We start from the raw sequence: 20,648 nt of genomic DNA on the forward strand, positions 1-20,648 counted from the left end.
TTGGTAACGGCTGAATACGTCCTATTCGCAACTGTTACTGGAATCATGTTAGGAACTTTTTACGGGCTAGCTACGGTCGGTCTCAGTTTTACTTTCGGGATCTTAAAAATTCTTAATAGCGGTCATGGGAGTTTAGTGATGATTGGGGCTTACATTAGTTACTGGGGTTTCGCGTTGTTTGGACTCTCTCCACTGATCTCGGCTCTCCTAGCTTTCGCCGTAGGGTTCTTGATTGGATTAATACTGTATCAAGGTCTTATATCACGCGTACTTGGCGGCCCCGAATTAATCTCGCTAGTCATAATGTTTGCTTTCGGCATTTTCTTGCAGGAAATAGCTAAGTTTTCTTGGGGGGCCTCACCAAGAGGGTTTACGTTGGGTTTAGGGAGTGTCAACATATTCGGTTATGAGTATCCCTTAACACGCGTTATTGGAGGTGTGATTAGTGCGGCAATAGTTTTAGTACTTTATGTTTTCTTATTTAGGACTAAATCTGGAAACGCTATTAGGAGCGTCGTAGAAGACCCTGAAGGGGCTGCGTTATGTGGGGTTAACGTGAGCAGAGTTTACGCACTGAGTCTAGCTATAGCGCTCGGGTTGACTGTTGCTAGTGGAGCCTTATCAACCCTGTTTGTTTCAGGTGGTATAGAGCCTTATATGGGTGACCTCTACACTACTAGAGCTTTTGCGATAGCTGTTTTGGGAGGTCTTACGTCACCTTTCGGTTCTTTCTTAGCGGGTCTGCTTTTCGGCGTTTTCGAGAACCTCTCTTACATGACGCTGTCACTAGCTAATGTTGGGAATCCTTTCTCTATGACAAGATTCCTGACGTTCGCGATGATATTATTAGTGCTCCTAATAAGACCTCAAGGACTTTTGAAGAGGTGAGGGTAGTGAATCTTAGAGTTCACAGGTCTTTACTCCTCTTACTACTACTCTCGGTTACGCTACTTTTTATCAGGGCCATAATTCCAGAGACTAGGCAGATCATATCGATATTATTTTTCTACATAGCACTTAGTGAAGTCTTCAACTTATTCACAGGCTTGACTCTCTACGTCTGTTTTGGTTACGTGGCTTTCGTCGCTTTAGGCATGTACGGCGGTGGAGCAACTATAAAGTATCTACTCTCAGCTCCTAATCCCCCACACCTAGGAGTAGTTCTTGTTTGCAGTTTTGCTGTAGCAGGGGCGCTCGCGTTAGTCCTGGCCTTAGCAGTTGGGTGGATAAGTATAAGGTTGAAGGGCGCGTACTTCGCTATAGCAACTATAGGTCTTAACGAAGGACTTAAGAATTTAATAGAAGGAACTGGGATCTGGGGTGGTAGTAGCGGTCTCATAATAGCTAGTGACTTAATACAGGCTTACAACTACGAAACATTTATCTTCGTTACTACAGACCTTGCTGATTACCTTATCTTCGCAGTATATGTCGTTACGATAATGTGCATATACTTAGTAGTCAGGTCTAGGCTAGGTTATGGCTTGGCTGCTTTAAGAGAAGACGAGGAAGCAGCGAACGTTATGGGCGTAAACGTGGTGGGGTATAAGCTTGTCGTTTTCGTGATTAGCGCTACGCTCGCCGGTATGTTAGGAGCTGCTAAGATGATTAGAGATGTTGCTATATATCCTCCACAGGCGTTCGCAGTCTCCTACACTGTTGAGGCTATAGTGATATCAATGCTTGGTGGCTTAGGCACAGTCACAGGACCTGTAGTAGGTGGTTTAGTGTATGGTGTCCTAAAGTACATGCTCACAGTAAGTTTTCCAGGACTTCAACTACTAGCTTTAGCTCCGGCTCTCATGGTAATGTGTGTTGTGTTCCCCTACGGCGTGGTTGGATGGCTTAAGAGGAAGTTTAGGGGGAGTACAGTTGAGTCACTACTCATGTAGTAAGTTTGGGGATGAGAGAAATGAGTAGAAAAGAATTATTGAGACTCGTGAATGTCTCAAAGAGTTTCGGCGGTATCAAAGCACTTAATAACGTTAGCTTGACTATCGCGGAGGGTGAGAAGCTAGCTATAATAGGTCCTAACGGTGCCGGCAAAACAACACTCTTCAACGCAATAAGCGGCGTTTTTGGCTTAGATTCTGGAAAGATATTCTATCTAGGCAAGGACATCACTAAATTACCGCCATTCAAGAGGAAGTATATCGGTATATCTAGAGCTTTCCAGATACCAAGACCCTTCGCTGGAATGACTGTCTTAGATAACGTTGTTGTCGGAGCATTATTCTCTAAAGACATAAAGAGCATTAAGGAAGCTAGAGATAGAGCTGAGGAGATCCTATCTCTGGTTGGTTTACATAGCAAGAGAGACGAGCTGGCTCTGAACCTGACATCACCTGAGAAGAAGTTATTAGAGCTAGCTAGAGCTTTAGCTCCCAGACCAAAGCTATTACTACTTGACGAGATAGTGGCTGGAATCCCACCAGCAGAAGTTGATAAGATAATGAGCTTAGTTGTTAAGATCTCAGAGCAAGAGAATATATCTGTAGTGGCGCTGGTAGAACACGTCATGAGGGTGTTAAAGTATGTTGAAAGAGCCGTTTTCCTGCATGAAGGTCGAGTGATGATGGATGACACTCCAGACAAGGTTCTTAATAGTGAAGTAGTGAGAGACATATATTTGGGGAAGGTGTATGAGTGAGGTAATCCTCAAAGCAGAAAACATTGAAGCTGGGTATAAAGGAGTTCAAGTGCTTTGGGGTACTACTGTAAACGTCAATAAAAATGAGATAGTCGCGGTATTGGGTCCTAACGGTGCCGGCAAAACAACACTCCTCAAATCAATCATAGGTCTTCTAAAGATTTGGGGAGGGTCTATAAAACTCTTGAATGAGGAGATATCTAGACTTCCAATACACGAGAGAGTAAAGAGAGGGATTGCGTTAGTACCTGAAGGAAGGAAGTTATTTCCTAATATGACTGTCGAAGAGAACTTGATCATGGGTGCTTACCTCTACAACATCAAGAGAAATAAGGAGATACAAAATATTATTGAGATAGTCTATAGTTTATTTCCTATCTTAAAAGAAAGACGTACTCAGAAAGCCGGAACGCTAAGTGGCGGGCAACAACAAATGCTCGCTATAGGGAGAGCCTTGATGACAAACCCGAAAATATTGTTGTTAGATGAACCGACGTTAGGGCTCTCACCTAAGCTTGCTAACGAGGTGCTTGAAACAGTTATTAAGCTCCGTAAAGAGCTCGGCATTTCAGTCTTGCTAGTAGAGGAGAAAGTCTTACTTGCTACGCGTGTGGCAGACAGGATATACTTAATAAATCAGGGGAGGATCGAACACGAGGTGCTAAAGAGCGACTTCGAGAGAGATGAGCTACTGTATAAGTATTTAGGTCTCTAACACTCGAGATTTTCAAGACGTCTCAATCAAGTTTATTAACCCCAGGATTCTTATTCTTATTGTGGTGTTCCATGGCTTTGAAACCAACAGTAATTATAGCACTAATACTTGTTGTCGTAGTAGTTGCGGGATTGCTCTACTGGTACTTTGTCATGATGCCTTCCACACCAACTACGGAAATACCTGACAAGATAACGGTCGGTTTGACTTTAGGGCTTTCGGGAGCATACTCTTACGCTTCACATCAGGGTCTCTGGGGTATTCAAGCAGCTATTAAGTGGGTTAATGATGTTTATGGTGGTATTAAGATAGGTAATAAGGCTGTGAAGATAGAGTTGAAGTATTATGATGATCAATCTAATAAAGAGCTTGTATCAAGTCTTTATGAGCAATTAATTAACGTTGATAAGGTAGACTTCTTGCTAGGTCCTTACGGGTCTCCCTTAGTGATGGTTGCGGCTCCCGTAGCTGCCAGATACAATAAGACTATGATTAACTGGATGGGCACGGGTGACGTAATACATGAGCAAGGCTATAAGAATCTAGTAATGGTTTCAACACACTCTAGCTATCAGATGAGGTCCGCAATAAATATGATTAAAACTTTAGATCCCAACGCCACGATAGCAGTGATATTCAAGGAAGATGAGCATAATAGGTACTTAGCTAGGGGGGCTCTCGATGAAGCCCGAAAACTTGGCTTAAGTGTAGTGTTTAATAAGTCTTATCCAATAGATATTAGAGACTTTACCCCAATATTCACAGAGATGGCTGCGAAAAAACCTGATGTGATCATTATATGTCCTCACGAAGCCGACGGCATACTAGCTGCTCAGCAACTCGCCGAACTCAACATAAACGCTAAGCTCATGATCATGGGTTTCGTCCCCAGTCTCAAATCATTTAGAGACGCTCTAGGTAACTTAGCTGAGGGATGGGCAGGAACTAATCAGTGGACGTATGGTGCCTCTTACACTCCTGATGACGCTCAGGCTTTAGGGTATGAGTGGTTCGGACCTACTGAGGATAAGTTCCTTGAACTATATAATCAAGTAGCTGATCCAGGCCAGTTCCCATCAGAACATGCTGGTGCTGGCGCTGCTGCGATACTAGTCTTAGCTAGAGCTATAGAGAAAGCACAGAGTCTCGATCAGAGCGCTGTCAGGAGCGCGCTAAACACTATGAAGCTAGCTACTTTCTATGGGCTCTATCAGATAGACCCGATTACCGGAAAGCAAATAGCTCATATCGAAATACTATCTCAGTGGCAGGGAGGCAAATTTGTGGCTATATGGCCTCCGGAAATCGCTACATCGCAACCAGTTTACCCCATACCCACGTGGGATGAAAAGAGACAAGGTGCGCAAGCACTCCCATAAAAATATTAGAAGAAACTAACCAAGAATATTAATAAAATTTATTTTTTATTTTTTCTGCTTAAACAGTAAGCAATACTTACTTAGTATTCTTAACAAGAGTAATTGAACGGTTAGCTTGTGGAGCCGGGGGCGGGATTCGAACCCGCGAGATAACGGGTATCGACTACTGAACCACTGCAGCCCGCCGCCTTAGACCGCTCGGCCACCCCGGCCAATTAAGTAGTGATTACCAAAAATTTAAATTTTGATGATAGTTTGTGTGAAGCAGTATTTAAGACTAGGTAACGTATTCTTAACTGAATGTATAATGAGGTGTGTGTATTGCCTTATAGTGTTGGCTGTTTAGCCGAGGTTTTGAAGAGGCTTGACGCCGGAGGCATTAAGGGGGTTATTATCGGTAGCACAGTGTATGCTCTAAGACTAGAGTTGAGGGAGCTAGAAGATGATGTAGACTTATTCACTACGACTCTTTCTCCAGTATTCGATGAAGATATTGTTTTTAAGGTGGCTGAAAAAATTGGTTGTCAAGTAGGTAGTACTGAGTGGGGCACTCCTAGTCTTGAGTGTGCTTTGAGCAGTGAGTGCGTTGTGTTGGTAGAGTTGTACGAGAATATACATGACTTCTACGTGCCCCCTGAAATGCTGGAGGAAGCTGAAACCTTGAAACTCGGGGAAGTTGAGGTGAGAGTACTCAAGATTGAAGACTACATAATACTTAAAGCAAGAGCTGGCAGAGAACAAGATATGGAGACGTTAAGCTATATTAGCGACCTCATTAAAAGTAAAGACTTAAAAGTAGATTTCAAGATCTTAAGTGAGAGACTGAATTTATTTGATGAAGACGAACAAAAACTAATTATGCGGAGGCTCAACACCGTAAGCATAAAGATTTAACTTACGATTAAGCTTCCTTAATCATCAATCTAAGCTACTTTCTAACACCTATTTTCTTCTTCTTAGGTCTTAGAGACTTACTCCTGCACCTTCTGCACTTAGTAGCTCCCGGAGGGTTTAGTGCGCCACATCTCCTGCAGACGAGTTTATTAAGTACTCTCGCCTCAACGATCTTCATTGCTTCAGGGTCTGTTATCGGCATCTTGACACCTTAATAGATTCTTTAAACAAGACTTAAAAAGCGTTAACACGACTCTCAGTGAGCGAAGCCTCTAGCGTTCTAATCAGAAGACATGACTGTCTGCGTGTTACTTAGTTTTTGGTTTTTCGGTTGTTTGGGTTATTTCCGCGGGTTTCAGGAATCGACATATTAAGGTATATAAATAACTGAGTTTTTAGTGACTGGGATCCGGCAACTCCCTGGAGCCGTAAGCGGGGAGAACGGGGACAAACAGGTGGGATGAACCCGTGTCCAGAAAAACCAAAACAACCAAAATAACTAAAATAGCATAGCTAATGGGCACGGGCAACCACTAAAACTGACTTCCCCACTCTTTAAAGCGAGGCTTTCAAACACAGTTTAAGTTTAGTTTAATAATTATGTACGGGATTTCTTTAAGAGGGTTGGGTGGTTGTTTCTTTTTGGTTTTTTCTAGGGTTTGTGAAAATTGTGAATGTGGTGGTTCAGGGTTTCCGAGACTTACGGCAGTTCGTGGGGAAGGGCTCAGGGATACCTTGATTAATCACCACAGAGAAACAAACAAAAACCTCAAGATAAGAAGCGATCTGTTAGTCGGCTCTTATCCTAACAACGTTGCCTGTTATCTGAGTTAAGAGATCCTCTATGATTTCTCTCCTCTTGAATGGAAGGTTCCTTAACTCGAACCTAGGTACTCTAACTACGTACTCTACTGTTCCGTCAGGCAACCATATAGTATTGACGCTAGTTATCCGAGCGGGAAAAACTAGTTGCTTCACGATTTCTTTCAGGTCTCTCGTGTTAGTTACTATTTTGGTTTTGACTTTCAGTCTCTCACTTAATATCCAGCTCAGTTTATTCAGCGATCTAGGGTCTGGCGTGTTGTTCTTAGTGTCTTGCAGTATAACTACTAGAGCTCCTTCACCCATTACGCTACGCACATATTCCATGTCTTTCAGAAACTTGAAATCGGTGAGTTCCTCTAAATCGAGTAGCTCTCTCATTACGTCTACCTCATACTCTCTTACGGAACCTCCTCTAACTATAGACTGACATCTAGGACACAACACCCCGGTCTTCACACACAGCACATCTAGCGGGATCCTCAACTTTTCTCAGCACTCCCAAATCCTTCTGACTAATTCATTAATAAATCAGATAAATCCTATTTAAATAAGTTTTTTATAACTGAAAGCCTTGTCTTTTGGAGCGGGGATGTCATACTGACCTCCTCCCAGCCCTAAAGTGCGAGGCTTTCAGAAGCGGTAAGGATGCTACTCTATGTTCTAGGCTTAGTGTCCCTGTCTTGCGTAGTTTGAGCGAGTTGTTGGAGAAGAGCTTAATAACTCGCAACACCACCTGAAGTTGGTACTCTCTAATGAAGTGTGTTGTGTGTGGTTTGCGCGATGCCGTAGTGATGCAGAGGCATACTGGGAGAGTCTTATGCAGAGATTGCTTCATAAAAGACGTAATATCTAGAGTCGAGAGAGAAATTAAGAAGTTCCACATGTTCTCAGACAATGACCGATTATTAATTGCGGCATCAGGCGGTAAAGACAGTTACGTACTCCTAGACATAATTCTCAGATTACATGACCCCTCCAAGATAGGTGTAGTAACTATTGTTGAAGGAATAGAAGGTTATAATAGGCTAGAAGACGTCGAAAAAGTTAGAAGATTAGCTAACGTAAACGGCGTTGACGTTATAGTCTTGACTCTGAAAGATTACGTGGGCTATAACTTGACAGAACTAGTTAGTTTAGGGTTCAATAAAGACATTAGGGTAAGTCCCTGTACCTTCTGTGGCGTGCTTAGGAGGAAAGCAATTAATGAGGTAGCTAGAGACTTAGGATTTACTAAGGTCTTGACGGCCCACAATTTAGACGATGAAGCACAGACGATCATCCTGAATATTCTTAGAGGCGATCTTTTCAGGCTTGTTCAGATATTGCCAAACGGTCCCATGTTGAGTAAGCTTTTCGTACGTAAAGTAAAGCCACTAAGAAAAATATATGAGGAGGAGGTAGCTATCTACGCACACTTAATAGATTATGAGTTCCAGACAACAGACTGCCCCTACCTCAGGTATTTTCCCTCACTCAGAGCTAAGATTAGGGAATACTTGTATAAGCTTGAGAAGGAAAAGCCTGGCGCACTACTCAACTTGATAGAGAGGATAGACGCGATATTAGCTAAGCACGTAAGTCGTTACGTGAATTACCCTGAACTACCGAGATGCGCTATATGTGGTGAGCCAACAGCATACGGAAGAAATTACTGCATGGCCTGCGAACTACTCACCATATTAGGAGTAAGCAAGCCGTCTTACAATAGAAGTAGTTACTTAAGATTCTCTCCTAGAAGTTAGGAGTTGCGGAATTAGAATCAATATCTGACAAAGCAGATAACATTTCAAAAAGTCTGGCGGTAAAATTTTGACGCCTAAACCTGTCTTTGCTTAAAGACTTAATGAGAATCACGATAATGTCTGTTGATTAGATTTCTGCAAGTTTTATTTGAGCATAGTCTTCGCAGGGAGGATTGTCTGAGGTTATTTTGTTTTTGGTTTTCTAGTTGTTTGGGATTGTTTCTATGGATTCCAAGAATTAATTACCTAGTATATAAAATGATTAAGTTTAAGTGTTTGGATAGTTCGAAGTCTATGAGCTGATGAGTTGTCGACGAGAGACAAGGCTCTGTAAACCACTGCTAAGATAAGCTCAGCTTGCTTTACTTTCTCAGAGCGTCAAGCACTAAATTTCTTAGATTCAGTGTTTTTTCACTGAATAATTCTTTACTCATGTACTCGACGTTGCTAGGTATTCTAGGTTTAAACTCCATCTTAGCAAGTATATTTTTCTCTATATCTACCTCAGGAGCAATCTCAATTAATTCTATTCCGTCTTTTCCTAGCCTGAATACGGCTCTTTCCGTCACGAAAAGAATTTTCTGTCCTTTTTCGACGCCGTAACTTCCATTATATACTACCTTGTAGACTCTTTCAACAAACTTGCTTATGTCGCCGTCTTTGATTATCTTTAACGCATTTTCTGAGACTTCTATTTTTCTTTCGCCAGCTGTAAATTCTCCGGCGAAGTATAAGTTGGGGGCTCCGAACGCTATGACTGGGAATCCGCCGGCACCAGGCATTCTTCCAGGAAGGAAAGCAGGATTTACATTACCTGACTTGTCTACTTGCATGAATCCTAAAGATGCAGCATCTATTATTCCGCCCTCATAATTAGTGAACATGTCTGCCATAGGCACTACTGCGAAGTATCCTCTAGATGCTCCGAAGTCTGAGCCTGTTAAAGCTACTCCACCAAAGGGGCCTGACTCAACTGTTGTGTATATAAACTCGTCAATGCCTTCTTCAGCAATGACTGAGGCTACGTCAGCAGGTATTCCTATACCTAGATTCACTAATACCGGTCTCCCGAGAGAAGCTACTAGAGAAGCTAATTCTAGAGCTACTCTCCTAGCTATGACTTTCCTAACACCTAGTTGTAAGGCAGAAGACCTCAGTGATTTCTCGGGTGGTATTATCTCACCAGATATTGTGGGGTCATACAAGATAGTGTCTGTCTGCCCGTGAGACTCTAGCGATTCAGGAGCTACTACTACGTAGTCTACTAGTGGTGCAGGTATATGAACGCTTCTAGGACTTATAGAACCAACTCTAGCTACCCTCTTAACTTGAGCTATGGTTAGTCCTTTCTCAGGATATGCTTTAACAGATTGAGCTATTGCTAACACGTTAAGTAACGCGCCCTCATGCTCCATAGATATATTACCTGCTTCATCTGCGGTGGTGCCGCGTATTAGCGCAACATTAGGTTTGGGACACCTATACAGTAGGTATTCTTCGTTATCTATAGCAATCAAGTCTACCCTGCAAGTCTTTCTCTCCTCAGCTAACTTATTTACTAGACCACCGCCGTATCTAGGGTCAAACATGCTACCTAGACCCACCTTAGTAAGAACTCCTGGTCTACCAGCAGCTACCTCTCTAAACCAATGCGAAGTTATACCTATAGGCCAGTTATACCCCTCAATAACGTTTTCTTCTACTAGTCTAGCAATGCTAGGGACCCAACCATAAAAAGGTATTAAGACTCCTCTTAAGAAATCATAGTCTTTATTCTCAATTATTTTCCTCCCAACAAGGTCTAAGCCCTTGCCTGGAGTTCCAGGACATGTCTCCGCAATGATAAATAAGTTTCTCGGATGACCATAGGTCAAGTACGTCTCATAAAGCTTACTTATTAAATACGCCGGTGTAGCGATCATGTTAAAACCTGACACAGCAATAACCGAGCCGTCTCGCACACGACGCAAGACTTCCTCAGGTTTAACAATTTTATTAAACACACAATCACCTATGAGGTATCATTAACTTAGCTTATAAAGAAAGCTAAGAGAAATCTGAACAGGAATCAAAAACACGTAATTAACTTAGATTAAGACTTACCACCATCTCATTATGGCTATCTTTCTGTCTGTGAAGAAGTCTACTACGTCCATTTGTGGGTGGTGACTTCCAAGACCTGCTAGTCTTTTACCGCCGAAGGGGAACCAACCTACTGGTGCAGCTATACCTACGTTTACGCCTACATTCCCGACATAAACGTTGTGTGTAAATTCTCTAGCCCACCTACCGCTTCTGGTGTATATAGCTGCTGAATGGTGGTATTTGTTGTTATTTATCCATTCAATAGCTTCGTCGAGGTTCTTAGCTCTTAGTAGGTTAGCTACTGGACCAAATATCTCTTCACGAGCTATCTTCATGTCCGGTGTCACTTCTTCAAGTATTGTGGGCCCTATGTAGAAGCCGTTCGGGTATTCAGGGTTCTTATATTCTCTTCCATCTAAGACTAACTTAGCTCCTTCACTCAAGCCTATCTCAATCCATTTGATTACATTCTCTCTGTACTTCTTGCTCGCCATGGGACCCATATCTGACGTTTCATCGAGTCCATAACCTATCTTGATCTTCTTAGCTAGCTCCACGAACGCGTTCTTAAACTTATTGTAGAAGTTGTCATCACCTACTATGACTATGTTTTGTATAGCTAGGCATCTCTGACCTGTATTGCCGAATTTAGAATCTCTAAGGTTATGCACCGTTCTCTCAAGGTCTGCATCAGGCATGACTACGGCGTAGTTTGAGGCACTACCACCGCCTAGGAATCTCTTACCGTGTTTCGCGGACAATTCATAAAGTCTTAACGCTGCGGAGCTAGTCCCTACGAATGCGGTGCCTTCAACCTTTGGGTGGGTCACCATATACTCTCCTATCTCGTGATCAGTATACACGATGTTGAGGACGCCGGGTGGGAGTGCCTCAGCTAGTACTTCAAGAGTTACCATAAGAGGTAGTGGTGTAGTCCCACTAGCTTTAACTACTAACGTATCTCCTAGGGCGAGTGCGTAGGGTATGAACCAGAACGGTATCATTATAGGGAAGTTATAAGGACTTACTATAGTGAAGACTCCTAGAGGCTCTCTTATGAGTATTTCATCAATCCCTCTAGCGATTTCTTGCTGGTACTCGCCCTTAGCCAGAGAATAAGCTACAGATATAGCTGCTTCAACATTCTCTATGCTTCTCCTTAAATCACCACGCGACTCTCTAATGATTTTGCCGTGGTTCTGTGTGTTTACTCGAGCAAGCATCTCTTTATTTTCTTCCATCAAATACTTCATCTTAAAGATATACTGTAATCTGTCGGGGACAGGCATCCTGCTCCAAGACTTGAAAGCCTCGTAAGCAGCCTCAATAGCCGCGTCAACCTCCTCCTTAGTAGCTAAAGGCATCTCAGCTATGACTTCACCTTTTCCCGGGTCGTACACTGACACATATCTGTCGGTTGATGACTCAACCCACCTACCATTTATGAATAACTTCATCTTACCGTAGTTTGTTTTAGGAGGTTGTAGAAGACTCACTTTTGTCTCACCTCACTCTCTACCTCTCTCAAGGACTCTTCTAAAATGTCCAGACCTCTATTTAGTAGTTCCTCCTCAATAGTTAACGGCGGGTGAAGTCTCACTACGTTCAGAACTAAGCCTGCACGTAGAAGTAGTAAGCCTTTTTCTCTGGCCTTATTAATGACTTTTGAAGCTTCTTCTATAGCCGGTTCTTTAGTCTTACGATCTTTAACTAACTCTATGGCTAGCATCATTCCTAAACCTCTTACGTCTCCTATGAGCTCGTATTTTTCATGCATTTCTTCGAGTCTCTTCTTCATTATTTGACCTAGTCTCTCAGCCCTCTCAACTAGCTTATCTCTCTGTATTATCTCTATTACTTTAAGAGCTACGGCGCAAGATACCGGGTTTCCACCGTAGGTGCCTCCAAAGCTTCCTGTATATGTTTTCTCCATAATTTCCTTCTTACCAATGATAGCTGAGAGTGGTAGACCGTTTGCTATGGCTTTAGCTGTGATCATTATGTCAGGTTCGATGCCGAAGTGTTCTACTGCCCACATCTTCCCTGTTCTAGCCCAGCCTGACTGAACCTCATCATCTATCAATAGTATTCCGTTCTCGTCAAGGAATTTTCTAAGTTCTTTGACGTAATCTGTTGGAGGCACTACAAAGCCTCCTTCCCCCTGAATCATCTCCATAATGAAGGCAGCTATTCTTTCTGGAGGTATTCTAGCGTATATGAACCACTTCCTGATGTAGTCTAAGCATGCTAAACTACAATGCGGGTACTCGTGCCTGAATGGACACCTATAACAGTACGGGTAGGGGACGAACTCAACTCCCGGCATCATAGGCTCTAACCCAACCTTGTAAGGCTTGTACTTACCTGTAGCCGCTAACGCAAACCCGTAAGTACCTCTACCGTGGAAGGAATTCTCGTAAGAGACTACTACGGTTTTACCAGTTACTTGTCTAGCAATCTTTATAGCGTTCTCAGTTGCTTCAGAACCGCTATTCTGTAGTAGCACCTGCTTCTCTGAAGTTCCGGGAGCTATCTTAGCTAGCCTCTCAGCAAGCTCCACGTAGGGTTTATAATTAGCAACCATAAAACAAATATGCCATAACTTCCTCAACTGCTCCTCAGCAACTTTAATTAATTCCGGGTTAGCATGCCCTAGAGAAGTCACGCCTATACCGCAAGTGAAGTCTAGGTACTCCCTACCGTTAACGTCATAAAGTAACGCGTTCTGCCCTCTCTCGATAGTTATTGGATGATATATCGCGGCACCTTTCATGACGTATTTGTTACGTAGGTCTAGGTAAGGATCTAACTGCATAATTTACCACCAGGAAACATAATTTTTAAACATTAATATTTCTAGAAAATGACTAAATCAAACTTATATTAAAAGACGCGACCTATGCATTAGATGAAGTCTAACCGTAAATGAATATTAAGGCTCTATTAATTAAATTAAAAAGAAACTCTATCAACATAGAAATATGCATTTTTAGCACGAACTTAAATCAAGTAAAAGTCAAGATTATAACATTACAGGATTTCATAAATTTTTGACTTTTAAATACTGAATAGCGTCCACGGAAGTCATAGGTTTAAGCAGGAGGTCTTGAGTGTAGATTATCTATATGTTTAATTTAAAGTCTTCCTTAATGACCTTAGCTATAACCATAGTAGAGGATCTTTCGATAAATTGTGAGTTAATCAATGATTCAAGAAATTCCATGTATTTTTCTTTACAGGGAAACTTACCTATGACTACAAAATCTGTTTCGCCGAGTACGTAATATATGGCTTGTATGTAGGGATTCTTACTAAGAAATTTTCCTATCTCTTCGTGATATTTAGGACCATACCTCCCTCTAACGAGTATAATCACGAGATACTCAAAACCTAACTTCTCGCTATCTAGAATAGCGTTATATCCTTTAATCACGCCGAGTTCTTCTAGCTTTCTTACTCTGTAGTAAACGGTTGATTTAGGAATATTTAATTTGTTAGCTAAGTCTCTAATGCGTATCTTTGGATTTTCTTGAATACATCGTAGTATCTTTAGGCTGATCTCATCCAACTTCTCATCTTTATTCACTTTACTCGTTGTCTAACCCCCTATGATATTATTTTCTAAACTTAAAAAATGTCCAGTAGTATCTAACCGTAACAAAAACTATTATACCTAAAGCAAACCTAGAGCTCTTTAGAATAAGTTTAAAATTCTAATTTGGTTCATAGAGATTAAATTCAAATAAGTCAATTTACGCAACGATAGGAATTATCAGTGCTGTTTAAGGCAAAGCGTTGTATAGTTCGTCTTGCCTGTAGACGCTATTGGTGGGAGCAGGGATTAGGTTCTTATATCTTTTCACGTTGATTAGTGTATTGCCTCGTCTTTTATTCTCCCGTATTAATCTTGAGGTTACACCAGCCTTACGAGTATTCATGAGGATCTTGGTGCCCGCATCTAGTATTTCTCGCGGGTTTTCAACTCTCATCAAAGTAGTTCAACAACCACAATATAAAGCCTGAAAGCAATTTTGTAAGGTTTTAAAGACTAACCACCGTGCAGGGGTGGTAGCATATCTATTACATCACCATCTCTTACTAGAGCTTTGTCGCCGCCTAAAAACATTATATGTCTCCCGTTAACCAATATACTAACGCCTTTCACTTCAACTTTTTCCTCGTTAACCTTAATATAATTACTTAAGTGCGGGTACTCTTTCAGAATTTCTTTGATTAAGTCTAAGAATGAGATCTCATTAGAGCTTATGTTAAGCTCTAATTTTTCTCTGGCAAGTTCTCTGAGCATTCCGTAAAAACGCACTATTACAGCCATAGTGTTTCCCAGTTACTTGATTTTCCGTTTAAAAAATTAAATGATTTCTAGTAATCCTAGTCTGCCTAAAGTCTCTTTAAGTGGGATTCCGTCGTGATCCCATCCTCTTTTGCTGTAGTAAGTGTCAAGCATTTTCTCAAAGTCTTCTCTAGTTATTACCCACCCTGTGTCTCCTCTAGGTTCGTGGAATCTGGGCGGTAGTGAGTCGTCTTTTCTTCTGACCCCTTCTCTAACGTTGAAGAGTCTTGATAAGTTGTAGATTCTCTCGCCTAGTTTGAGGAAGCTCTCCTCATCATAGCTAAACCCGAGAGTATTGAGCATCTTTATGTAGATTTTGATCATCTCGTCCGGCGGCCTCACAGAATTTCCTGGTATGTTATCACACGCGATTAGAGACCATAAAGCCGCGTTCCTGTCTTGGAGGTACTTGGTTAAGTTGACGAGGTCTTCTAGAGTTAGCTTAGATGTTAGCTCGGCAGCAACAGTCCAGGCCCTCAAGTGGTCTCCGCCCCTGTCGGCTGTTGCGTATGCGAGCGCCATGCCTACAACTCCTCTCGGGTCGTATGCAGGTATCTCTAACTGCTTGATGTGTACTGCGTACTCTTCAGCGTTAAGTACTCTAGATGCTCTAGCCAAGCCCTCAGCAAGTATGTTTCCTACACCTCTCCTATACGCTATGTCGTGCACGAGCTTCAAGTAACCTTCTAAATCACCCCAAGAAATCGCGTAGTCTTTTAAGAGTCCCCGCTCAGTTAGTTCCATAAGAAAAGCCGCTATATTGCCTGTAGTTATTGTATCCATTCCTAAAGCGTTCAGTGTAGTGTTTATTTGCGCTAACGCTTTACGACTAATTATCATTAAGTTAGAGCCATTCATAGCTACTGTCTCATACTCTATTCTCTCGGTTGAGGAACTATTCTCTACTACGGTAGTCCCGCACTTGAGGGGGCATGTAGGACATGTTATTCTATTGACTGTGATCCTGCCCCACGCATCATCAGCTAACTCTTCCCACTTTTCGTGAGACCCTGCTTGAAAGTTCTTAACGGGTAGTATTTTTGCTTCAGCAGACACTCTAAATACTGGTAAGTTGCCACCAACACCTATTCCCGGCACTACGTCCTCCTGAAGTATCTTCAAGTATCTGCTAATCAAATCTTTTTGTAAGTTCTTGTCTACGCCTTTAGCTAATTCATCAGGTTTTAGCCAACCCTTCAGCACAATAGCTTTCAAGTTCTTAGAACCCATGACTGCGCCGAGTCCTCCACGCCCAGCTACTCCTGGTCTAGTGACTGGGTTCTTCTTCATGTCTATAGTGACGTTCGCAAACCTCACTAGGTTTTCTCCTGCAGGACCTATCGTGAGTACTGAGTAGTCTCTAAAGACTTCACCAACTTCATAAGTAGTCTTGCCCCTAAGAGACTCACATTCAATTAGCTTCTTCTCTTCTTTAGTTATTTTTAGACATTTCATCTTATCACTCTTACCTTCTACAACTACTCCTATGTAGCCAGCTCTCCTCAACTCAATAGAGAAAGAACCGCCAGCATTGCTGTCACAGTATAAACCTGTTAGGGGGGACTTAGAAGCGACGATAGTCCTAGTGAATGTTGGGTAAATGAATGCTAGAGGACCTCCAAACACATAAAGCTTATTCTCGGGTGAGAATGAATCAACACCTGGCTTAATCTCCTTATACATTAAGTAGGTTGCTAACCCCTTACCACCGACAAACCTTTCAACAATAGAATCAGACAGTTCTTCTTCTTCAATCCTGTCACTAGATAAATCAACACGTAATATGGTCTGTCCTGAGTAAATCATAGATTACACACCATAATCTTAATATATTGAGAAGTATTTTAATGTAGCCGATGATCTAAGAGAACAATGATTTAATAAAAATGACTAGCAATTCATGAAAAGAACTCATTAACTTGAAAATCTGCTTTTGTCTAGAATGCACTCTCATATGAGTGTTTGTTTAGGCTGTTTGTCTTATGTTCAAAAAAGATATTAAATAAAGTTAAAAACGTTTTAATATTAACTTATAGTAAGGCGTTCGTTATGACTCATCATAATGAGTCAAGCACCCCGCCTGACGTAGACGCCATACCGGCTAGTTTAATGCGTTGGGAGTACTTATTAATCGCTTACTTAGTATTTGCTAGCTTCTTAGTTTGGTACGTATCCGAGAATTTACTTGTCTGGGAGCCTGAGGAAAGTATTTGGGGGTTGCCGAAACCCATTGCTGGTGCTTTAATGATAGCTATAACCTGGATTATCCTAAACTTCTTGCTCTTTGCTACATACTATGTAGCAATTACAAAGAGAATTAAGAACACATATGTTGGAACGGTGGTGAGGAAAGAGTGAACATATCTCCCTGGTCTTTAGTAGTGTTATCAACTCTCGTAGTATTCTTCGCCTTCACATTAATAGTAGGTTATGTGGGAGCTAAGAGAACTAAGAAGGGACTCCACGAATTCTACGTGGCTGGCGGTACGTTGTCGGCCATAACAGTTATGTTCACCTATATGGCGACCTACATGGAAGCATGGGAGTTTGTAGGCATGCCTACAGTAATAGTTAGTGAAGGTTTTGAGTGGTGGGTCATAGAAATGATATTTTACTTAAGTTTCGTTGCTCTCTTCTATCTTGTGGGTCTTAGGATATACAAGCTAGGCAAGCTACACAAGTATGTAACACCTACTGACGTGATAGTCCACAGAGTTGGAGGGTTTGAGAGGTTGTTAAGGATACTCATAGCTTTAATGATACTATACGCTACGATAATCTATATAGGCATGATATACATACCGGCGGCCGGAGTTCTCTCGGCCGCTACAGGGGGTGAGATATCCTATCATACGTTCTTAGCTCTCTACGTTATCTTTATAGTCATCTACATAAGTGCTGGCGGCATGAGAGCTGTAGCTTACGCGGACATCATGGCTGGAGTGACTTTCATAGTTGCTTTTCTAGCAATGGTTTACGCTACTTATACCTTCTGGGGAGGCTTCGATAAGTTAGCTTGGACAGCATATACATCAGACATAGGGTCAGAGATATTTCAGAAAACTCAACCCTTCCAGTACTTCTGGACTATGCTTATATTCTACGGGATTTCCTGGCTCTTCATACCCCACTTAGTAGTTAGGTTTTTCGCGGCGAAGGATTACAAAGGCGTTATAGTTGGTGGTATGGGTTCTAACGCCGGATTCTTCTTAGGTGCTTTCGTGTCGCCTCTACTACTAGGGCTTAGCTTAGCTGCCTACTACGGCGCTAACCTACCTGAGGTAGAAGTAGTAGAAGGCTATGTTCCCATGCTATTTATGGAGCTCTTCGGTATGGGGCCTCTGTTAGTGCTTCTTCTACTAGGTCTCATAGCTATAACTAGGTCTACTATTGATTCTATGTTACTCTTGGTTTCGTCGATTGTTGATGTGGACTTGATCGAGAGGGGGATAGGCATTAAGGTACCTGAACGTGGTAGGAGACTAGTATCTACTCTAGTCATAATAGGTGTCGCGATACTTAGTGTTATAGTAGCTCTAGCTCCTGAAGCGCCGATGGTCATAATAGGATTTGAGCTGTGCTGGCCTGCTTACTCAGTCATCGCATGGCCTACAATAATAATGATATTCTGGCGTAGAGCTAACAAGTACGGAGGCTTCGCAAGCTACTTAGCAGGATTTATATCGTTACTGCTCTTTACTTACGTCATATGGCCTGAAGCACCTCACAACCCGTTTGGTGTGTGGGAGGGAACTTTACCAACACTAATAGCTATAGCAACGCTAATAATAGTATCTCTAGCAACGCCGCCCCCGCCAGAAGAATTCATTAAAGAGTATTACGGTATAAAGAAGTAGAGTTTTTTCTTCTTAACTTACTCAATTTAACTATTATTTCAGTAAGTCAAGTTGTAGTATGTCCAATTTAGATAAAGCATAGATTTATTTTTTGGTCATGTATTATGAGTATTGGTGTTAACTCTTGTCTGGATTAAGAACTTTGACGGAAGCTTACAGAGAACTATATTCTAGAAAAACAAGTAAGTCTAGAGAGTTATGGCTTAAGCTATCAAGTCTTGCACCACACGGCGTTCACAGTAATTGGAGAATTTTTGACCCACACCCACTAATGGTTTCTAGGGCGCGTGGCTCCAGAATCTGGGATGTTGACGGGAATGAATACATAGATTTTAATATGGGTTTCGGAGCTCTAGTAGTCGGTCATGCCAACCCAGCGTTACTTGAGAAAGTAAAGCAGAAACTAGATGATGGCACTATATACGGTCATGAAACAGAACTTAGTTATAAGTTGAGTGAAGCCTTAACACGTAGGTACGGCTATGAAATGGTCAGGTTCTCAAACACGGGTTCTGAAGCAACACTCTTGGCTATAAGGCTTGCTAGAGTAGTTACTGGAAGGTCAAAAATACTGAAGTTTGAGGGGCATTACCACGGCACACACGAGCTCTTAATGGTTGGAGTTAAGCCTGACTTAAGACACGCAGGACATCCTAAAAGACCCAGGTCAGTCCCTACCGGATATCCATACAACGTCGTTCCAAAAGAATTAGCGGAGAATGTCGTTGTTGCTCCGTGGAACGATGCTGAAGCGACAGAACAAATAATGAGGGCTTACGGGAATGAAATAGCAGCTATAATTATGGAGCCTGTAGCCATGAATATGGGTGTTGTTCCAGGAAAGAAAGATTTTGTAGCTTTCCTGAGGAAGTTAGCTGATGAATATAATTGCCTCTTAATATTCGATGAAGTAAAGACTTCAGGCATGTGGTATAGAGGAGCTCAAGACTACTTCGGAGTTAAAGCTGATATAATCACTGTAGCTAAAGCACTTGGCGGAGGATTCCCGTTCTCAGCAGTCTTAACTAGAAAAGATATAATGGAGTTAGTAGGACCTCGTAAAGTACCTCATGGTGGAACCTTCAATGCCAACCCGTTATCTGTTTACGCAACCTACGTAACGATCACCGAACTCCTCACAGAGTCTAACCTAGCATACACGCACAAGTTGAGTGAGGAGTTAGCTAAGGGCTACAGAGACTTAATACAAGATAAGGGGCTAGAAGCACACGTAGTTCAGATTGCTAATAAGGGCACAATATACTTTGCTAAAGAAGAGATAAACACGTGGAGAGACTTCGTAACTAAGGTTAATTGGGGTCTCTGGTATGTGTGGACGCTGGGTATGGTAATAAACGGCATAATACCTCAGCCTATGGCCGTAGACGAGCAGTGGACTATATCAATAATGCACACGAAAGAAGACTTACAGAAAGCTCTAGAGACAGCTGACAGAGTCATGAGCGACATTAAAGGAAAATTAGTAGAGTCGTTAGCCATAGAAGAAGCTATCTAATATTCGAAATTGAAAAACAAAATTCTGTTTTTAAAACGTGCTGAGTTTTTACCTGAGACGAAACTCTACTAGCATGATATGAGGTTTTTCATTTCTTACAGTAATCTTTACCTCAAGAGCCTCATAGTATTTATCTGTTATTACCTCTATCGAGTGTCTACTTAAACTAGGTATTTTCAGGTTGCTAGACTTGTAAACTGTTTCTCTACTAGGAAGTCCTGCTACTTCAAAATCTACCATAACATCATACGTGCACGCGTTAATGATTTCTAGAGGTATGTGCTCCTGATCTACAGTATCAAACCATGGAGTCCCTCTTGAAACTTGAATACATTCGCGACTCATAATCTTTCTCCAAGTGCCTAATATTTTTAAAAAGCTATAAAGCGTTATCATCGGCGTCTAGTCCTTAGTCCATCGTCTAGCTATGAAATAAAGCTGAAATGCTGAGATAATGTCATGAGATCGTTTGTAGAGGGACTTCTATTCAAGGTGTTGACTGCGATGTTTTTAAGGAAATAATTTATTATGATGTAATCGTTAATGATTTTGGTTTTTCTCTCCCTGATGTTAGTTAACCTAAAAACAAACGAATATTTGGGTCAGACAGAATCTGCGTGTTAAGGTTTTTCTG

20 protein-coding genes and 1 tRNA gene are annotated in these 20,648 nt (G+C 41.8%); 10 read left to right on the plus strand and 11 right to left on the minus strand.

Annotated elements, in window-relative coordinates; translation table 11 throughout:
• From QXL29_04135 to QXL29_04155, 5 genes are all read left to right on the plus strand, one after another.
• Entirely contained in the window at positions 1-888 is an 888-nt protein-coding gene (locus QXL29_04135) for a branched-chain amino acid ABC transporter permease (GenBank protein ID MEM2283782.1), read from the plus strand.
• 5 nt (positions 889-893) lie between these two features.
• Positions 894-1,892, plus strand: a complete 999-nt coding sequence (locus QXL29_04140) for a branched-chain amino acid ABC transporter permease (GenBank protein ID MEM2283783.1) — start codon at positions 894-896, stop codon at positions 1,890-1,892.
• 20 nt (positions 1,893-1,912) lie between these two features.
• Complete coding sequence (locus QXL29_04145) at positions 1,913-2,650, plus strand: ABC transporter ATP-binding protein (protein ID MEM2283784.1); 738 nt, start codon at positions 1,913-1,915, stop codon at positions 2,648-2,650.
• A complete protein-coding gene (locus QXL29_04150) occupies positions 2,643-3,365 on the plus strand; it encodes an ABC transporter ATP-binding protein (protein MEM2283785.1) in 723 nt (240 codons plus the stop codon). The genes QXL29_04145 and QXL29_04150 overlap by 8 nt, the downstream gene beginning before the upstream one ends.
• A gap of 71 nt (positions 3,366-3,436) precedes the next feature.
• Positions 3,437-4,744, plus strand: coding sequence for an amino acid ABC transporter substrate-binding protein (locus tag QXL29_04155; protein ID MEM2283786.1), 1,308 nt, complete (start codon positions 3,437-3,439; stop codon positions 4,742-4,744).
• Between the two features lie 118 nt (positions 4,745-4,862).
• Here QXL29_04155 and QXL29_04160 read toward each other — a convergent pair.
• Positions 4,863-4,956 (minus strand) — tRNA-Cys (locus QXL29_04160).
• Positions 4,957-5,065: 109 nt separating this feature from the next.
• On the opposite strand from QXL29_04160, the gene QXL29_04165 reads away from it, so the two are divergent.
• The gene (locus QXL29_04165) at positions 5,066-5,638 is read left to right on the plus strand and encodes a nucleotidyltransferase (GenBank protein MEM2283787.1); all 573 of its coding nucleotides are present in this window, start codon (positions 5,066-5,068) and stop codon (positions 5,636-5,638) included.
• 34 nt (positions 5,639-5,672) lie between these two features.
• Here the strand turns inward: QXL29_04165 and QXL29_04170 are convergent, their stop codons facing one another.
• Positions 5,673-5,840, minus strand: coding sequence for a 50S ribosomal protein L40e (locus QXL29_04170; protein ID MEM2283788.1), 168 nt, complete (start codon positions 5,838-5,840; stop codon positions 5,673-5,675).
• Between the two features lie 587 nt (positions 5,841-6,427).
• Positions 6,428-6,946, minus strand: a complete 519-nt coding sequence (locus QXL29_04175; protein ID MEM2283789.1) for a transcription elongation factor — start codon at positions 6,944-6,946, stop codon at positions 6,428-6,430.
• A 269-nt stretch (positions 6,947-7,215) separates the two neighbouring features.
• Between QXL29_04175 and QXL29_04180 the strand changes: the two genes are divergently transcribed.
• Positions 7,216-8,205 (plus strand): TIGR00269 family protein, encoded by a 990-nt coding sequence (locus QXL29_04180; protein MEM2283790.1) that lies wholly within the window; start codon positions 7,216-7,218, stop codon positions 8,203-8,205.
• A 362-nt stretch (positions 8,206-8,567) separates the two neighbouring features.
• On the opposite strand, the gene QXL29_04185 is transcribed toward QXL29_04180, so the two are convergent.
• The 7 genes from QXL29_04185 to QXL29_04215 all read right to left on the minus strand — a co-directional run bounded on the left by QXL29_04185 (position 8,568) and on the right by QXL29_04215 (position 16,447).
• Complete coding sequence (locus QXL29_04185) at positions 8,568-10,208, minus strand: CoA-transferase (protein ID MEM2283791.1); 1,641 nt, start codon at positions 10,206-10,208, stop codon at positions 8,568-8,570.
• Positions 10,209-10,304: 96 nt separating this feature from the next.
• Positions 10,305-11,786, minus strand: a complete 1,482-nt coding sequence (locus QXL29_04190) for a CoA-acylating methylmalonate-semialdehyde dehydrogenase (protein ID MEM2283792.1) — start codon at positions 11,784-11,786, stop codon at positions 10,305-10,307.
• Complete coding sequence (locus QXL29_04195) at positions 11,783-13,105, minus strand: aspartate aminotransferase family protein (protein MEM2283793.1); 1,323 nt, start codon at positions 13,103-13,105, stop codon at positions 11,783-11,785. The genes QXL29_04190 and QXL29_04195 overlap by 4 nt, the downstream gene beginning before the upstream one ends.
• 306 nt (positions 13,106-13,411) lie before the next feature.
• Positions 13,412-13,858 carry an Lrp/AsnC family transcriptional regulator gene (locus QXL29_04200; protein ID MEM2283794.1) on the minus strand — a complete coding sequence of 149 codons (447 nt, stop codon included), beginning with the start codon at positions 13,856-13,858 and terminating at the stop codon, positions 13,412-13,414.
• 214 nt (positions 13,859-14,072) lie between these two features.
• Positions 14,073-14,279: a hypothetical protein gene (locus QXL29_04205; protein ID MEM2283795.1), complete on the minus strand. Its 207-nt coding sequence runs from the start codon at positions 14,277-14,279 to the stop codon at positions 14,073-14,075.
• Between the two features lie 59 nt (positions 14,280-14,338).
• On the minus strand, positions 14,339-14,623 hold the full coding sequence (locus QXL29_04210) for a MoaD/ThiS family protein (protein ID MEM2283796.1): 285 nt from the start codon (positions 14,621-14,623) through the stop codon (positions 14,339-14,341).
• A 36-nt stretch (positions 14,624-14,659) separates the two neighbouring features.
• Complete coding sequence (locus QXL29_04215) at positions 14,660-16,447, minus strand: aldehyde ferredoxin oxidoreductase family protein (GenBank protein ID MEM2283797.1); 1,788 nt, start codon at positions 16,445-16,447, stop codon at positions 14,660-14,662.
• Positions 16,448-16,690: 243 nt separating this feature from the next.
• On the opposite strand from QXL29_04215, the gene QXL29_04220 reads away from it, so the two are divergent.
• The 3 genes from QXL29_04220 to QXL29_04230 all read left to right on the plus strand — a co-directional run bounded on the left by QXL29_04220 (position 16,691) and on the right by QXL29_04230 (position 20,014).
• Positions 16,691-16,999: a hypothetical protein gene (locus tag QXL29_04220; protein ID MEM2283798.1), complete on the plus strand. Its 309-nt coding sequence runs from the start codon at positions 16,691-16,693 to the stop codon at positions 16,997-16,999.
• The gene (locus QXL29_04225; protein MEM2283799.1) at positions 16,996-18,498 is read left to right on the plus strand and encodes a sodium:solute symporter family protein; all 1,503 of its coding nucleotides are present in this window, start codon (positions 16,996-16,998) and stop codon (positions 18,496-18,498) included. Before QXL29_04220 ends, QXL29_04225 begins: the two co-directional genes overlap by 4 nt.
• Before the next feature lie 124 nt (positions 18,499-18,622).
• On the plus strand, positions 18,623-20,014 hold the full coding sequence (locus tag QXL29_04230; protein ID MEM2283800.1) for an aspartate aminotransferase family protein: 1,392 nt from the start codon (positions 18,623-18,625) through the stop codon (positions 20,012-20,014).
• Between the two features lie 48 nt (positions 20,015-20,062).
• Here the strand turns inward: QXL29_04230 and QXL29_04235 are convergent, their stop codons facing one another.
• On the minus strand, positions 20,063-20,359 hold the full coding sequence (locus QXL29_04235; protein ID MEM2283801.1) for a hypothetical protein: 297 nt from the start codon (positions 20,357-20,359) through the stop codon (positions 20,063-20,065).
• Positions 20,360-20,648: the final 289 nt, after the last annotated feature.

Source organism: Zestosphaera sp. (assembly GCA_038843015.1).
Taxonomy (GTDB): domain Archaea; phylum Thermoproteota; class Thermoprotei_A; order Sulfolobales; family NBVN01; genus Zestomicrobium.

Coding starts and splice junctions, on each gene's coding strand:
- QXL29_04150 (MEM2283785.1), top strand. CDS start 2,643: ATGAGTGAGGTAATCCTCAAAGCAGAAAACATTGAAGCTGGGTATAAA.
- QXL29_04155 (MEM2283786.1), top strand. CDS start 3,437: ATGGCTTTGAAACCAACAGTAATTATAGCACTAATACTTGTTGTCGTA.
- QXL29_04170 (MEM2283788.1), bottom strand. CDS start 5,840: ATGCCGATAACAGACCCTGAAGCAATGAAGATCGTTGAGGCGAGAGTA.
- QXL29_04235 (MEM2283801.1), bottom strand. CDS start 20,359: ATGAGTCGCGAATGTATTCAAGTTTCAAGAGGGACTCCATGGTTTGAT.
- QXL29_04205 (MEM2283795.1), bottom strand. CDS start 14,279: ATGAGAGTTGAAAACCCGCGAGAAATACTAGATGCGGGCACCAAGATC.
- QXL29_04145 (MEM2283784.1), top strand. CDS start 1,913: ATGAGTAGAAAAGAATTATTGAGACTCGTGAATGTCTCAAAGAGTTTC.
- QXL29_04215 (MEM2283797.1), bottom strand. CDS start 16,447: ATGATTTACTCAGGACAGACCATATTACGTGTTGATTTATCTAGTGAC.
- QXL29_04210 (MEM2283796.1), bottom strand. CDS start 14,623: ATGGCTGTAATAGTGCGTTTTTACGGAATGCTCAGAGAACTTGCCAGA.
- QXL29_04180 (MEM2283790.1), top strand. CDS start 7,216: ATGAAGTGTGTTGTGTGTGGTTTGCGCGATGCCGTAGTGATGCAGAGG.
- QXL29_04195 (MEM2283793.1), bottom strand. CDS start 13,105: ATGCAGTTAGATCCTTACCTAGACCTACGTAACAAATACGTCATGAAA.
- QXL29_04220 (MEM2283798.1), top strand. CDS start 16,691: ATGACTCATCATAATGAGTCAAGCACCCCGCCTGACGTAGACGCCATA.